Source organism: Flavobacterium sp. 2755, assembly GCF_031455715.1.
In the GTDB taxonomy this organism is placed as follows: Bacteria; Bacteroidota; Bacteroidia; order Flavobacteriales; family Flavobacteriaceae; genus Flavobacterium.
In genome coordinates this window covers 408917-424218 of record NZ_JAVDTG010000003.1, presented here as the reverse complement: position 1 = coordinate 424218, position 15302 = coordinate 408917, and the positions used below count along the sequence as shown (strand labels likewise).

Annotated in this window: 17 protein-coding genes; 4 read left to right on the top strand and 13 right to left on the bottom strand. The window is 33.0% G+C overall.

What is annotated here, in order from left to right; translation table 11 throughout:
* Positions 1 to 75 precede the first annotated feature (75 nt).
* The 11 genes from J2Y38_RS09175 to J2Y38_RS09125 form a co-directional block, all read right to left on the bottom strand.
* The gene (locus J2Y38_RS09175) at positions 76 to 456 is read right to left on the bottom strand and encodes a hypothetical protein (protein ID WP_309841490.1); all 381 of its coding nucleotides are present in this window, start codon (positions 454 to 456) and stop codon (positions 76 to 78) included.
* A 38-nt stretch (positions 457 to 494) separates the two neighbouring features.
* On the bottom strand, positions 495 to 848 hold the full coding sequence (locus J2Y38_RS09170) for a hypothetical protein (RefSeq protein WP_309841487.1): 354 nt from the start codon (positions 846 to 848) through the stop codon (positions 495 to 497).
* 37 nt (positions 849 to 885) lie between these two features.
* A complete protein-coding gene (locus tag J2Y38_RS09165; RefSeq protein ID WP_309841485.1) occupies positions 886 to 1170 on the bottom strand; it encodes a YtxH domain-containing protein in 285 nt (94 codons plus the stop codon).
* 49 nt (positions 1171 to 1219) lie between these two features.
* Positions 1220 to 1372, bottom strand: a complete 153-nt coding sequence (locus tag J2Y38_RS09160) for a lmo0937 family membrane protein (protein WP_291149249.1) — start codon at positions 1370 to 1372, stop codon at positions 1220 to 1222.
* 34 nt (positions 1373 to 1406) lie between these two features.
* Positions 1407 to 2060 carry a porin family protein gene (locus J2Y38_RS09155; protein WP_309841482.1) on the bottom strand — a complete coding sequence of 218 codons (654 nt, stop codon included), beginning with the start codon at positions 2058 to 2060 and terminating at the stop codon, positions 1407 to 1409.
* Positions 2061 to 2108: 48 nt separating this feature from the next.
* Positions 2109 to 2678, bottom strand: coding sequence for a DUF4142 domain-containing protein (locus J2Y38_RS09150; RefSeq protein ID WP_309841479.1), 570 nt, complete (start codon positions 2676 to 2678; stop codon positions 2109 to 2111).
* A gap of 141 nt (positions 2679 to 2819) precedes the next feature.
* Positions 2820 to 4601 (bottom strand): CHASE3 domain-containing protein, encoded by a 1782-nt coding sequence (locus tag J2Y38_RS09145; RefSeq protein WP_309841477.1) that lies wholly within the window; start codon positions 4599 to 4601, stop codon positions 2820 to 2822.
* A 10-nt stretch (positions 4602 to 4611) separates the two neighbouring features.
* Complete coding sequence (locus J2Y38_RS09140) at positions 4612 to 5061, bottom strand: response regulator (protein WP_053474140.1); 450 nt, start codon at positions 5059 to 5061, stop codon at positions 4612 to 4614.
* 21 nt (positions 5062 to 5082) lie between these two features.
* Entirely contained in the window at positions 5083 to 5634 is a 552-nt protein-coding gene (locus J2Y38_RS09135) for an AraC family transcriptional regulator (RefSeq protein WP_309841474.1), read from the bottom strand.
* Between the two features lie 163 nt (positions 5635 to 5797).
* The gene (locus tag J2Y38_RS09130) at positions 5798 to 5983 is read right to left on the bottom strand and encodes a CsbD family protein (protein ID WP_053474138.1); all 186 of its coding nucleotides are present in this window, start codon (positions 5981 to 5983) and stop codon (positions 5798 to 5800) included.
* 107 nt (positions 5984 to 6090) lie between these two features.
* The gene (locus tag J2Y38_RS09125) at positions 6091 to 6564 is read right to left on the bottom strand and encodes a DNA starvation/stationary phase protection protein (protein WP_309841469.1); all 474 of its coding nucleotides are present in this window, start codon (positions 6562 to 6564) and stop codon (positions 6091 to 6093) included.
* Positions 6565 to 6723: 159 nt separating this feature from the next.
* On the opposite strand from J2Y38_RS09125, the gene J2Y38_RS09120 reads away from it, so the two are divergent.
* The 4 genes from J2Y38_RS09120 to J2Y38_RS09105 all read left to right on the top strand — a co-directional run bounded on the left by J2Y38_RS09120 (position 6724) and on the right by J2Y38_RS09105 (position 13062).
* Positions 6724 to 8907, top strand: coding sequence for a DUF5723 family protein (locus J2Y38_RS09120; protein ID WP_309841466.1), 2184 nt, complete (start codon positions 6724 to 6726; stop codon positions 8905 to 8907).
* Positions 8908 to 9016: 109 nt separating this feature from the next.
* A complete protein-coding gene (pyrF, locus tag J2Y38_RS09115; protein ID WP_309841463.1) occupies positions 9017 to 9838 on the top strand; it encodes an orotidine-5'-phosphate decarboxylase in 822 nt (273 codons plus the stop codon).
* A gap of 129 nt (positions 9839 to 9967) precedes the next feature.
* On the top strand, positions 9968 to 10768 hold the full coding sequence (locus J2Y38_RS09110) for a helical backbone metal receptor (protein ID WP_309841461.1): 801 nt from the start codon (positions 9968 to 9970) through the stop codon (positions 10766 to 10768).
* An 800-nt stretch (positions 10769 to 11568) separates the two neighbouring features.
* Complete coding sequence (locus J2Y38_RS09105) at positions 11569 to 13062, top strand: catalase (RefSeq protein WP_309841459.1); 1494 nt, start codon at positions 11569 to 11571, stop codon at positions 13060 to 13062.
* A 387-nt stretch (positions 13063 to 13449) separates the two neighbouring features.
* On the opposite strand, the gene purU is transcribed toward J2Y38_RS09105, so the two are convergent.
* Together purU and J2Y38_RS09095 are read right to left on the bottom strand one after the other, a co-directional pair.
* On the bottom strand, positions 13450 to 14304 hold the full coding sequence (gene purU, locus J2Y38_RS09100; protein WP_309841456.1) for a formyltetrahydrofolate deformylase: 855 nt from the start codon (positions 14302 to 14304) through the stop codon (positions 13450 to 13452).
* A 104-nt stretch (positions 14305 to 14408) separates the two neighbouring features.
* Positions 14409 to 15128: a DUF4197 domain-containing protein gene (locus tag J2Y38_RS09095; RefSeq protein WP_309841453.1), complete on the bottom strand. Its 720-nt coding sequence runs from the start codon at positions 15126 to 15128 to the stop codon at positions 14409 to 14411.
* Positions 15129 to 15302: the final 174 nt, after the last annotated feature.

Below are 15302 nucleotides of genomic sequence, written 5' to 3'. Positions count from 1 at the left end.
AGTACATGTATACACCGTTTTTTAATACTATGTGGCTTAATTTTTCCATAACGTTTAAAATTTAAGTTTAACAAATTACTCTCTAGATGGTTCGTATTGTGATGATTCTTCTTCAGAAGTATCATGCGAAGATTCGCTTGGTTTCGAAACCAGATTGGTTACTATAAGCTGAATGATTGAGCCTAAAATTCCTTTAAACATCGAATCGCCTTTACCTACAATAAATCTTTTGGCAAGATATCCAATTCCGATGCTGATGGCAGATTGTGCCAGATGGCTTTTAAAACCAACAGTTTCGTTGATTTCTTCGACCGTATTTCGAATGAGATTAATAGGTTTTAAATTCTCTTTAATATCCTCGATATGGTCTTTAATGTCGCACCATTCAGTATCCTGACGATCTTCTAATAGTTTTATTCTCTGATTTAATTCATCAATAGTGAAAATAGGCTCCATAATAGTCTTTTTTAGTTATTAATAGTTTTAAATCAGTTTTATTTCTCTTTTAAAATACTCGAAATAATCGAGTTCCCAATTGGGGTTTTTATCAGCTTGTGATGCGATTTGTGCAGTACAATGGCCACTATTAAATAGAAAAGTGCCATGATAAAAAAGCCAAAATAATATTCCCCAAGTTCTTTTCCAATCCATAAACTTAAACCAACATTAAGGAACAAAGTAAAAAATGCAACAACAACACCCACTGCTATCTTTGATGCTAATGATGAAACACCATCGGCGACTGAACTTATTGTTTTGAGTTTTAATAATTCAAGACTCGTTTTTGTATAATTTTCAGCTTTTTCATATAGATTTAAGTCCTGGTTTGTTGTTGCATTTGGTTCCATGATGTTGGTATTTATGGTTTGAAAAAATCACTTTGTATTAGTAGTTTGATTTTACAGTTTTAGCTTCATCTTTAGCTGTATTGAAATCATCTTTTACCTGATTGAATTTTGCTTTTCCTTCCTCGATGATGTCTTTACCGTTTGAAGTGATTGTGCTTACAATACCATCAAATTTAGTTTTGATATTATCTCCGTAATCTTTCGATTTATCTTTGATTTTTTTTCTGGTATTTGAACCTTTGTCCGGTGCAAATAATACTCCTAATAATGCTCCTGCTGCTGCAGCTCCTACGATTCCTAAAATTGTGCTAGATGCTTTCATAATATTGATTTTTAATAGATTAATATATTTATTTAATGTTGATTAATTTTTAAATCTCCCGGCCTTTGATAAGTCTCAGTAAAATGGCGATAATGGCGATTACTAATAAAATATGGATGATACTTCCGAAACTGTATACAAAGAACCCAAGAGCCCACAGAATAACAAGTATTACTGCTACGGTATATAATAAATTTGACATGGTTGTTTATTTTAATGGGTTAGTAATTAATGTTTTAATTTAACTTATACGAAAGGTATAAGGTCAAATTGCTGTTTTTTGCGTCTGGAACAGTATAAGTTATTCCGGCATCAGTTCTTTCTTTTCCAACAGTTGTAAGACCATAATTATAACGTAATCCGATGCTTATAGGGTCAAAATCTACTCCAACACCTGCAGCAATACCCGCATCAAATTTGTTTAGGTCATCTGTGTCGATATTCTGATCAAAATCAATATCTCCGCTTCCTGTAACTTTAGAACTTACCAGATACGATGCATATCCACCGGCATGAACATTAAAGTTTTTAGTAATGTTAACTCTCACTAATAAAGGAACTTCGATATAGTTTAATTTGAATTTAGCGTTTCCTGTTCCTGGGGATAAAACGTTATCATATTCTAATTCAGCACCTTTTGTAGTAAATAAAACCTCTGGCTGAATAGCTACAAAATCTGAAATTGGCAATGTGGCATAAACACCGGCATTAAAACCGTATAAAACATTGTTGTCATTTACATCTTCTCCACTACCATAAAGGTTAGACATGTTGAATCCTCCTTTTACACCAAACTCTGTGTTTACATTATTGTCCTGAGCGTGCAGCATTCCAAATGAAGCTGAGATAAAAAGGGTTAAGGCGCATAAAAAATTGTTTTGCATTTTCATAATAAAATAATTTAGTTAGTAATCCGGGCTTTTAAATAATTCTCTTTTTTAATTTTTTTCATTACTGATTCTTTCGGTTTCCCTTAAGAGATCAAATTGTTCAGGCAAATACTTTAATACTAATTTTAAAATTATTTTATCGTTAGTTTCATTCGAAACGGTTTCTAATAACTTAATTTGCTGTTCCAGGCATTCTTTCATAGAATTTAAATACACTTTGTTGAAATCCTTAGGACTTGCGGTAATCAATTCATAAGTATCTCTTCTGTGTGTTGCATTTATTTCAGAAATTATAATCAGTTTTTTATTTGCTAATTCTGTTATTTCCTGCAGCAGTCGATTTTGATGTCTTTCGATATTTTTACCTAAAATCACTATTGAATTGTCTGAACTTTTTTGTTGTGCAATTTGACTTTTAGAAATAATTGTTTTTCCAAGATTGGCCGTTTCAATAAAAAAAAAGGCTGTTGTTTCTTCTTCTTCATTTTTGGTAAAAGCTTCATTTTTTTTTAATGTATTTTCTATTGAATTATTTTGTCTGCATGATGAAACACAAATCATAATCAATAAAATTAGTACCTTAAAAAATGCTGCTTTTAGTACTTGAATTTTTTTCATTATTACTTCTTAAAGTATTACATTACAAAGATGCTAACGAATACAACGTTTTGCTTTACAGCATAAAAAAGAAACGTTATATAATTCCCATAAAGAATTTATATAACGTTTAAAATGTAGTGTTTTAGGGTGCTGACGAATTTAGTCAGGAAGAAATATGGTAAAAACAGAACCTTTATTTGGCTCACTGTCGGCCATAATAAATCCTTTATGGTTCTCTACGATTTTCTTACAAATCGCCAAACCAATTCCGGTTCCGGGATAATCAGTTTTTGAATGTAAACGCTGAAACAAAATAAAGATCGTTTCTTTAAACTGAGGATCAAATCCCATTCCGTTATCCGTAAAAGTTATTTTGTGGTATTTTTTAATATTTTGATCCAATTTTGGATAATCTTCAGCATTGACTTTATTGCTTTCAATAGTTATAGAAGGTATAACATTTGGTTTGCTGTATTTTAAAGAATTTCCAATCAGGTTGATAAAAAGCTGTTCAATTTGATACGGAATCACGGCAAGCTTAGGAAGTTTATTAGAAACTATAACGGCGCTTTTTTCATCAATAACTTCTGTTAATTCAGATTCGGCATTTTCAAGCAATTCCTCTAAGCTCGTTTTTATAAATTCTTTCTTAGTCGTATTCGTTCTCGAAAATAAAAGCAAATCATCAATCAATACACGCATTCTTTTTGCCGAAACTTCAATTTTATCAATATAATCTCTGGCACTTTGGGACATGACCGCTTTATCAGCATCAGAAACCCTTGAAATAAAAGTCTGGATTTTTCGCAGCGGTTCCTGTAAATCGTGACTCGCAACGTGGTTGAAAGAAGCCAATTCCTTATTACTTTTTTCCAATTCTTTATTACGTTCCTGCAATTCAATATTTAGCAAATGCTCATCTGTAATATCAAAATTAATTCCCAGTAAAATTTTACTTCCCTGCTGGTCGGTCAATAATTTTCCGGTAGATTTAAAATATCTGATTTCGTGGCTCGGAAGCAGTACCTTATAATAAACAAACGGAAGTTGCCTGTTTTTTATAATTCCTTCAATCGAATTGGAAACATTTTCTTTATCATCAGGATGTACGAAATCTAAAAAAGTTTCTTTTACAGGTACAAATGAACCCGGATCATGGCCCAATAAACGATATTGATTGTCTGAATAATCGATTTTATTAGAATCTAAATCCCATTGCCAGGTACTGAATTTTCCAATAGTTTCAGATTCTGAAATTAATCCGTTTGAAATTAAAAGCCTTTTATTGAAAACTTTTAAACGCTGGAAATCTTTGCTGATTTGTCTGAAAGCTAAAAGGATAAAAAATAAAGCCGTTAAAAAAAGAGAAATAGAGAAAAGAGGACTTAAAGAAATTTCGTCATCATAAATTTTAAGTCTGTTTTTTAAATACGTTTTCTCGATGTCGTTCATTTCGTCTACTTTAAAACGAATGTTTTCCATCAGGATTCGTCCCCCAAACATATGATTATCGAGTCGTCGTTTATCATATGTTTTGGGATCGCTGTATTTTAAACAATTTTCGAAAGAAACAAAACGCTGAATAATGAGTTTGAATAGCCTTCGAAGATTTGCCTGCTGAACGGGATTGTCAGCAGTTAATTTTTTTAAAGTAATAAATGAAGTGTTTACCTTATCGCGAGAATAAATATAAGGAGTTAAAAAACGGGCATTTCGGGTAATAATATAACCTCTCTGCCCGGTTTCGGCGTCCTTAATTGCCGACATTAATCTTTCTAACTGAATGTTTATTTCGTATGTATGCATAACCAGTTTACTTGATTCGTTCAAGTCCTGATTATGTTTATAAGCAATAGAAGAAAGAAATAACAGAATGAAAACTGCGATTACAAAAATAACTCTCAAAGAGTTTGAAGAATTAAAATTTGGTATCCATTTCATTGGTATACTTTTATTTTAGTCGCAGCAAGAAATTATCACGATTTAACCCAGAGGTATGATAGTGCCAGTTTACGGTCACGACTTCATTAATTATTTTTTTCAGCGTATTAAAATCGCTTGGTTTTTTGATATAAATATTGGCACCCTGAATAAAAGTGTCTTCAATATCTTCTTCAGAAGATGAAGTAGAATAGATTGCAATAATTATATTTTTAAGATGCTCTGTTTTTTTAATTTCAATCAAACACTCTTTACCAGTTTTTTTTGGCATATTTAAATCCAGAAACAAAATATCAGGCAGTTTGTTATCCTGGTCCATTAAATGCTCCATTAACTGCATTCCATCATGAACAAACTCTACGTTTGTTTGTATCTTGATTTCCTCAAAAGCATCCTTAAAAAAAAGACGATCATCCTCGTCATCATCCGCCAGTAAAATATTTAATGCGTTTTTTTGCATTTTAGTATGGTATTTGGTTTTTTATTTTAAATTTTCTCTTCGTTTTTTAATTATTCTTTGAAATGCCGACGGAGTAATTCCGGTCGTATTTTTAAACTGCGTGCTTAAATGCGCAACGCTGGAGTAATTTAACAAAAAAGCAATTTCTGTCAAACTCATTTCATTAATAATAATTAATTGTTTTGCTCTTTCTATTTTTTGTAAAATGATGAAGTTTTCGATAGACGAATAAGTAACTTCTGAAAAAACATTGGATAAATAACCATAACTATGGTTGAGTTTTTCTGCTAAAAATACAGAACTTTTATAATTGTTACTGTCTTCCATAAAAACCAGTTCAATTATAGCATCTTTGATTTTCTGTACTAAAACACTTTTCTGATTTTCGACAACTTCAAAACCATGCGGGGTTAAATTATTTTTTAAAGTTTCGAGTGCATCAGCATCAAGATTGTCATCAATCTCAATTTCGCCAAATCCTAAACTGGTAAAATTAATATTTTGCTCTTCCAGGTTTTGTTTTAGATAAAGTGAACAGATGGTATTTATGTCGAACTTTATAAATAGCTTCATTTTTGTAAAAAATTTGGTTAAAGATAAATAAATTATTTGGGGTTACCGCGTTTAATGTTTTTTAAAAATCGATAAACAGTAATAATAATCGCTAAAAGTTTCAAAAAAATACCGCCTAATACATTTAATTACTAGACGGTATTTCCTGATTGAGCCAGAAGGTTTACAAATCTGACAAAATTTGATGAAATTCTTCTTTAGTTTTACCTAACTTTTGCTGAAGTTTTCCATACAATTCATCTTCTTTTCCTTCAGCATAAATTAAATCATCATCTGTCAACTCAGCATATTTTTGCTTTAGTTTTCCTTTTAACTCATTCCAATTTCCTTTTATTTCTGTAGTATTCATGATCGCGTTTGTTTTGTGATTATTACAATGTAAAGTTGCAGTTTCTACATGAAAATGGTGTTACAGGAATTTCGATGATCGTTGCATAATTCACATTTTGCCTTTATTTACGCCTGATAACGACGTAAAATCCAAGCCATTTTTTCGTGTTCCTGCAGCAGTCCCGTAACAAAATCTGCAGATCCGGCATCTTTTGCTTCATTTTCAAAAACCGGAATATAACCTCTAAATTCTGTAACCAATTGTTCGTGGTTTTCTAAAAGTTCCTCAAGCATATGTTTTTGCGAAGTATATTCTTTTGGAGATTCTTTAAGAGTCGAATTTTCGATAAATTCCTTCATTGTACCAATTGTTTTTTCGCCAAGCTGACTAATTCTTTCTGCAACTTCATCAATCTGCGCTTCTAAAATTCGGTATTGTTCCTCAAATAATTTATGCAGTTCCATAAAACTATTTCCTGAAATATTCCAGTGAAACTTTCTCGTTTTAACGTAAAGTGTCATTTCGTTTGATAAAATCGTGGCTAATATAGTAGAGCTCTTTTTTAAGTTTGAAGCAGATATTCCGATATGTGGAGTCATAATTGTTGTTTTTTGGGTTCGATTCAAAAATAAAAAGGAAGAGCTTGGCGCATCTTACATAATTAGCCAAAGATGTTACATGAATTCAATGTTTTCATAACATATTAATGATTTCAAAATTGTAGTTTTGCCGCCAACTAAAACTAAAACCCCTGATTAATGAAAAAACAGTTACTCATTTTATTTATTTTAATTACTTCCGTATCAGCCAAAGCACAGTCTTATTTAGGTTATTTTCATGATAATTACGCGGGTGTACAAAGCGTTCTTTTTAATCCGGCTTCTATAGCCGATTCCCGTTTTAAAACAGATATAAATATATTTTCTGTTAGCGGATCTGTACAAAATGATTTGTACGGAGTTAAAGTTTTTGATACTTATAAAAAAGGTTATGATTTTGACAGCGAGTCTAAAATGTTTCCAAAAAATGCCAATAATGCATTAGTAAATGTTGATGTTATGGGACCGTCATTCATGTTTAATATTGCTCCAAAACACACAATTGCAGTATTTACAAGAGCAAGATCAATAACAAATGCAAAGAAAATCAACGGATATTTGGTAGATCAGGTAAAAGATGGTTTAGATGAAGCAAGCGATTTTAATTTTAATTTAGGAAACCCAAACGGATCCTCACATGCTTGGGGAGAATTAGGAATCTCGTATGCGGCGGTTTTATACCAAAACAATCAGCACTTTTTAAAAGGAGGTTTGACCGCTAAATATCTACAAGGGGGAGCTAATGCTTATGCTCAAGGTAAAAATGTTAGTGTAACTTATGTGGAGAACACAACAAATCCCCAATTAGGATTAGTAAAATCGAGTGGAGAAATTACAATAGGGGGGAGTCAGGATTGGGAAAATAATCGAGATTATGATTTTGATTCTGCTTCACGCGGATTTGGTTTTGATTTTGGATTGGTTTACGAATGGAGACCAGATTATGATCAATACGATTTGAGAAATGCCAGACCTGCAGATAATAATTTCAGAGATTTAAATAAATACAAATTACGTTTCGGATTATCGGTTACAGATATTGGATCGATTAACTACAAAAATTCTAAATTAGATACATACAATATAGATGGTGTTGTAACACGACAAATGATTGATAATGAAGATAATTTATATGATTTTTTAAACTACTATTATACTAAAGTTTCAACTTCAAAAGGAGTTAAAACAAATCTGCCAACAGCCATTCATGCTGATGTTGACTGGAATATGTACAATAAATTCTATTTGAATCTTAACGGAGACATTAGTATGGTTTCTGCTGATAAATTAAATTCATACGGAATCGCAGACAGAGTAACGTTAACGCCTCGCTATGAAAGCAGATGGTTTAGCTTTTATGTTCCGGTAACGTATATGGAATACAGCGGTATGCAAGTTGGTACAGGTATACGCACAGGAGTTTTCTTTATAGGTTCTGGTTCTATTTTGAGCAATTTAGTTTCAAAAGAATCAAAAGGAGCAGATTTTCATATTGGGATGAAAATTCCGGTTTACGAAAAACAATTTAAAGATACAGACGGAGACGGAATTATTGATAAAGAAGACGCTTGTAAAAAAGTAGCCGGCCCAAAAGAAAATAATGGATGCCCATGGCCAGATACAGATGGTGACAAAGTTTTTGATAAAGACGATGCTTGTCCGGATGTAAAAGGTCCAAAAGAAAACAAAGGATGTCCGTGGAAAGATTCTGACGGAGATACTTTGTTAGATAATGTTGATGCTTGTCCAGCAGTTGCAGGTCCGGTAGAAAATAAAGGATGCCCTTGGCCAGATACAGATGGAGACGGTGTTTTAGATAAAGATGATGCATGTCCAAATGTTGCTGGATTAGCAGAAAACAAAGGCTGTCCAGATCTTGATGCAGATAAAGATGGTGTTTTAGATAAAGAAGATGATTGTCCTCTTGTATTTGGACCAGCTGATAATAAAGGCTGTCCTAAAGTAACTAAAGAAACATTAGCACAATTAAAAGTAGAAGCTAAATCTATTTTCTTCAACACAGGAAAAGCAACTTTAGACAATGCTAAAATGGGAGAAACTTCAGGAAGACTTGACGCAATCAAAGAAATTTTGAAAAACTATCCAAATGCTAAATTTGCAATTAACGGACATACCGATAATGTTGGAAATGCAAAAGCAAATCAGAAATTATCTGAGGCAAGAGCAAAAGCGGTAATGGATCTTTTAATTGAAAAAGGAGTAAATCCTGCTAATTTAACTTCGAAAGGTTATGGAGCTTCAAAACCGGTAAAAACAAATAAAACTGCTTTAGGAAGAGCCGAAAACAGAAGAACAGAAATTGTTTACTTAGGTAATTTATAATTGCTGTTGAATATAAAACCAAAAAGCCATTCTTAATTGAGTGGCTTTTTTTATTTTTGCATACTTTCTAAAAAGAATAAAATCTTTGAAAAAGAACTAAAAAAACAATATGACTACACAACAACTACACGAACAAATTCTTCAAAAAAAAACATTTTTATGCGTAGGCTTAGATCCTGATCTGGCTAAAATTCCACCGCATTTATTAGAAACAGAAGATCCAATTTTTGAATTTAATAAAGCGATAATCGATGCTACTCACGATTTAACCGTTGGCTACAAACCAAACACCGCTTTCTTTGAAGCATACGGAATAAAAGGATGGATGTCTCTGCAAAAAACAATCAATTACATCAACGAAAATTATCCTGATATTTTTACGATTGCCGATGCTAAACGCGGTGATATTGGAAATACGTCGAGCATGTATGCCAAAGCTTTTTTTGAAGATTTAAATTTTGACAGTGTAACCGTTGCACCTTATATGGGAAAAGACTCTGTTGAGCCTTTTCTTGCCTTCGAAAATAAACATACCATTATGTTAACCTTAACTTCAAACGAAGGTGCTTTCGATTTTCAGACTTTAAACACAAACGGAACAGAATTATACAAACAAGTTTTAGAAACCTCTAAAACATGGAAAAACAGCCATAACTTAATGTATGTGGTTGGAGCTACAAAAGCAGAATATTTTGCCGACATAAGAAAAATTGTCCCAGATAACTTTTTACTAGTTCCCGGAATTGGTGCTCAAGGCGGAAGTTTATCTGAAGTATGCAAATACGGAATGAACGATAAAATCGGATTGCTGGTAAACTCGGCAAGAGCCATTATCTACGCTTCAAAAGGAACAGACTTTGCAGAAAAGGCCAGGGAAGAGGCTTTATCAGTTCAAAAAGAAATGGCAGAGATTATTGATGCTAGGTTTTAAATAACTTTATAAATAAATTAACCGCAAAGTTCGCTAAGGTTTTAACGCAAGGTTCGCAAAGAAATAAACTTTGCGTTCTTAGCGTAAATCTTTGCGAACTTTGCGGTTAAAAAAGACAATCTAAATAAAATGAAACAGTTAACTGATCAAATAGGGACCGTTCATTCTTTTGAGACAGCTCCAAAAAGAATTATTTCTTTGGTTCCTTCTCAAACCGAATTATTGTATGATTTAGGTTTGGAAGAAAAGATCATCGGGATTACGAAGTTTTGCGTGCATCCGTATCATTTAAAATCTACCAAGAAGATTGTTGGTGGAACCAAGAAAATCCATTTCGAAAAAATAAAGCTATTACAACCCGATATTATCATTTGTAATAAAGAAGAAAACACAGAAGAAATCGTAAAACAATTACAGGAAATCTGCCCGGTTTGGGTTACGAATATAGTTTCTATAGAAGATAATTTCCAAATGATTTCAGATTTCGGACAATTATTCAATTGCAGAACCGAATCTCAAAAGTGGAATGATAAATTGACTTTCGCCTTGAGCGATTTCAAAAAATATATTCAGGATATTGAAGTAAAGAAAGCAGCTTATTTTATTTGGAAAAATCCTTATATGGTTGCAGGAAAAGATACTTATATAAATGAGTTATTAAAACTGAATCATTTTAAAAATATTTACGAAGATAAAGGACGTTATCCTGAAATCGAACTTAAAAAAATACGTTTAGAAGGCGATCCTGATATCGTCTTTCTTTCCTCAGAACCGTACGCTTATAAAGAAGAAGATGCCTTTGAAATTGGAAGGTTTACACATCACGCCAAAACAATTTTTGTCGACGGCGAAATGTTCTCGTGGCACGGCAGCCGATTATTAAAAGCTTTCTCTTATTTTAAACTACTACACGAAAGATTGAAGAATTAGTTTTCTTTTGTTTCAAGTTTCAGGTTTCAAGTTCTTGGAAGCTTAACCGCAAAGAGCGCTAAGATTTACGCAAAGTTCGCAAAGTTTTTTACACAAAGCTTTGCGAACTTTGCGTTTGTATAAAACACTCAAAAATAAAAAACCTTTGTGTGCTTTGCGGTTGAAATTACGTTCAACGTAAAGCAACCTGAAACAAAGAAAACATGAAACCTGAAACAAACTTTACACAAAAAATAATGCCGGCATCTCAAGGACGCCGGCATTATTTAACTAACCAAAACCAAAATAATAAATAACCAGTTTATTACATTACAAAGATCCGACATATATCAATCTTATGCTGTTAAGTTCTTGTTATTACTTTGTTGGATATAAGTTAATGTTAAAGATTTAGGGATATAACTTTGTGAATTTTGCGAAAAAAACTTAGCGCTCTTTGCGGTTAAAATTATGCTCAAAGTAAGCAACTTGAAACAAAGAAAACTTGAAACCTGAAACCAAAATTTCATAAAAAAAGAATGCCGGCATCTCGAAGACGCCGGCATCATTTAACTAACCAAAACCAAAATAATAAATAACCAGTTTATTACATTACAAATGTCCGACATATATCAATCTTAAGCTGTTAAGGTTTTGTTATTACTTTGTTGACCATAAGTTAAGATTTGTCAAAACCCGTTTTTGAGCTTTCTGCAGCGTTAAATAATTTTTGATTATTAAAATATAATAACAATCAATTTTGTTTATGAATATCGTAGGAATTAGTTTGTATATTTGATAAAACATTAAAAATCAGCGATATGGATTCAAACAAAAAATTAACAACTGCTACAGGAACTCCAGTTCCAGACAACCAAAATATTCAAACAGCAGGTCCGCGAGGCCCCGTTTTATTACAAGATTTTTGGTTCTTAGAAAAAATGGCACATTTTGATCGAGAGGTAATCCCGGAACGTCGTATGCATGCGAAAGGATCTGGCGCTTACGGAACTTTTACGGTAACTCACGATATTACAAAATACACAAGAGCCGATTTGTTTTCGGAAATTGGTAAAAAAACAGAAATGTTTGCTCGTTTTTCTACTGTTGCAGGAGAAAGAGGTGCTGCTGATGCCGAAAGAGATATTCGTGGTTTTGCTTTGAAATTTTATACAAATGAAGGAAACTGGGATTTAGTTGGAAACAATACTCCAGTATTCTTTTTTAGAGATCCAATGAAATTTCCAGACTTAAACCACGCCGTAAAACGTGACCCAAAAACCAACCTGAGAAGTGCTGATAACAATTGGGATTTTTGGACATTATTACCAGAAGCTTTACACCAAGTGACGATTGTAATGAGTGATAGAGGAATTCCTAGATCATACAGACAAATGCACGGATTTGGTAGTCATACATTTAGTTTTATTAACAAACAAAATGAAAGACATTATGTGAAATTCCATTTTGTAACACAACAGGGAATTGATAACCTTTCGGATGAAGAAGCAGCTCAATTAGTGGGCGGCGACAGAGAAAGCCACCAAAGAGATTTATTTGATGCTATTGAAGAAGGAAACTTCCCAAAATGGAAATTATTTGTTCAAATCATGACCGAAGAACAAGCTGAAAATTATCGTTTTCATCCGTTTGATTTGACTAAAGTTTGGTTGAAAAAAGATTTCCCATTGATTCCGGTTGGAGAATTCGAATTAAACAAAAATCCTGAAAATTATTTTGCAGAAGTAGAGCAGGCTGCATTTAATCCGGCGCATGTGGTTCCGGGAATTAGCTTCTCACCAGATAAAATGCTGCAAGCGCGTTTGTTCTCTTACGGTGATGCACACAGATACCGTTTAGGAGTAAACAATTTCCAAATTCCGGTAAATTCAGCAAGATGCCCATACAATACTTTCCATAGAGACGGAGCAATGCGTGTTGACGGAAATAACGGATCTAAAAAACATTACGAACCAAATAGTTTTGGCGAAATGCAGGAACAGCCAGAATTTAAAGAACCACCATTGAAACTTCACGGTGATGCATGGGCACATAATTTTAGAGATGACGATAACGATTATTTCACTCAGCCAGGGTTATTATTCAACTTATTAACTCCAGAGAAAAAACAATTGTTGTTTAAAAATACCGCAGCACAAGTTGGAGGTGCTCAAAAGTTTATCCAGATTCGTCATATCAGAAACTGCTACAAAGCTGATCCTGCTTACGGAGAAGGTGTTGCAAATGCACTAGGCTTAACAATGGATGAAGTAAACACTTTTGACGATCCAAGATTATCGATTGTGGTTCGTTAAAAAAGGTTCTGAGGGACTAAGTTTCTAAGATTCTAAGGTTTCTCTCGGATGTAATAAAATAAACCCGACAGGTTTTAAAACCTGTCGGGTTTGTTATTTGATATCAATATGAATTTAAACTGGACTGAAGTCCAGCTCTACAATATAATTTGTTCCTTCGGAACTATAAAAGAGCCTTCGGCTCGACCCGTATTGTAGGACTGGACTTCAGTCCAGTTTTATATGTACAAAGAACCCGATGAGATTTTAAAATCCCATCGGGTTTTTATTTAGGTTCAAAGGTTAATAAAATAAACCCGCGAAAACCCGTTTTATCAGTTAAATCCGTGGGCAAACTTATACACAAAACCTTTGTGAAAAAAACTTAGCATCTTAGAACCTTAGTATCTAAGAAAAAACAACCGTCTTATTGCTATAAACCATTGTTTTATGTTCAGAATGTAATTTAATAGCCCTTGCCAAAACAATACGCTCTAAATCACGTCCTTTCATAATAAAATCTTCAACAGAATGAATATGAGAAACTCTAGCAATATCCTGCTCGATTATTGGACCTTCATCTAATTCTTCGGTAACATAATGGCTTGTTGCGCCAATAATTTTCACTCCGCGTTTAAACGCCGAATGATATGGTTTTGCACCCGGAAATGCCGGTAAAAAGGAATGGTGGATATTGATAATCCTATTTTCGTAAAGAGAAATTAATTTTGGCGTAATAATCTGCATATAGCGCGCTAAAACAATAAAATCGATATCATATCTTTTTAAAAGCTCAATTTGTTTTGCTTCGCCTTCTTCCTTGTTGTCTTTCGTAAAAGGAACACAGTGAAACGGAATATCAAAACGTTCTGCAACAGATCGTAAATCGTTATGATTGCTTATAATAACCGGAATTTCAATATTTAATTCTTCTGCGCTGTATCGTCCTAAAATATCAAATAAACAATGATCATATTTAGAAACAAACAATGCCATTTTTGGCTTTTGTTCCTGATTGTACAAATCCCATGACATATTAAAATCGACAGCGAGAGTTTTATTGAATTCTTCCTTTAAGGATTGAATGGTAATTTTAGGATTGGTAAATTCACATTCCAATCGCATAAAAAATACATTTTGCTCCACATCAACATGCTGGTCGATGTAGGTAATATTTCCTTCTACTTTTGCAATAAAAGTAGTTACTGATGCAATGATATTTTTTTGGTCTTTGCAATGAATCAGAATGGTTATTTTTTGCATTTGGTTTTATTGGTTAATCGGTTAATCGTTGATTTGTTTAATCGTTTAAATGCTAAATCGTAAATTCCAGTTAAACAATTAAACGATTAAACAGTTCAACAAAACTATTTTCCGTCCTGCATTGCAAAAACACTTTTTAATAAAGGCGTTGTTCTTGCACTGATGTTATTACGGATATCTTTTTCTTCTACGGCAATCATTTTAAAAACCCCGGCTAGTGCCTGATTAGTTGTATAATCAGTTAAATCAGGATTTACTTTTTTTACTAACGGGATAGTGTTGTATTTGTTAATGATTTTTGTCCAGACAACATCGGCACCCACTTTTGCAAAAGAGCTTTTAATTACCGGATTAAATTTTCCGTATAAAGCTGTTGATGTAGTTCCTTGTAAATAGCTTGTTGCTGCACTGTCGTTTCCTAACAAGATATTTTTAGCATCGGTAAACGACATATTTTTAACTGCCGAAACAAATATAGGTGTTGCTTCTTTTACAGCATCTTCGGCAGCACGGTTTAAAACTTTTATTCCTTCATCGGCCAGCGAGCCAAGACCAATTTTACGTAATGTAGCATCTACTTTTTGTAATTCTTCCGGCATTAAAATTTTTACGGCTTCATTTTTATAAAAACCATCTACAGCGGTTAATTTACTTACTTGCTGCGTAATTCCTTTGTTTAGGGCTTCTTTTAATCCAGAAGCGATATCAACTCCGCCAACTCCCGGAATCTGAGAAGATATTTGCGGTAATTGATTTAAAGTCTGCTGTACCTGTGCACATGACGTTAGAGAAAAGGTAATAGCTAATAAAAAAATCTTTTTCATTTATTGGGGTTTATTAAGGTTCAAAAATACTACATATTCAAAAATAAAGCCACAATTTATTTAACGACACGTAACATTTTGTTTTATTATTAACATTCGTAATATTTTAATTCAGTACAAAATCAAATAGTAAAAAAAACTCAGCATCTCAGTACCTTAGTGTCTTAGCATCTT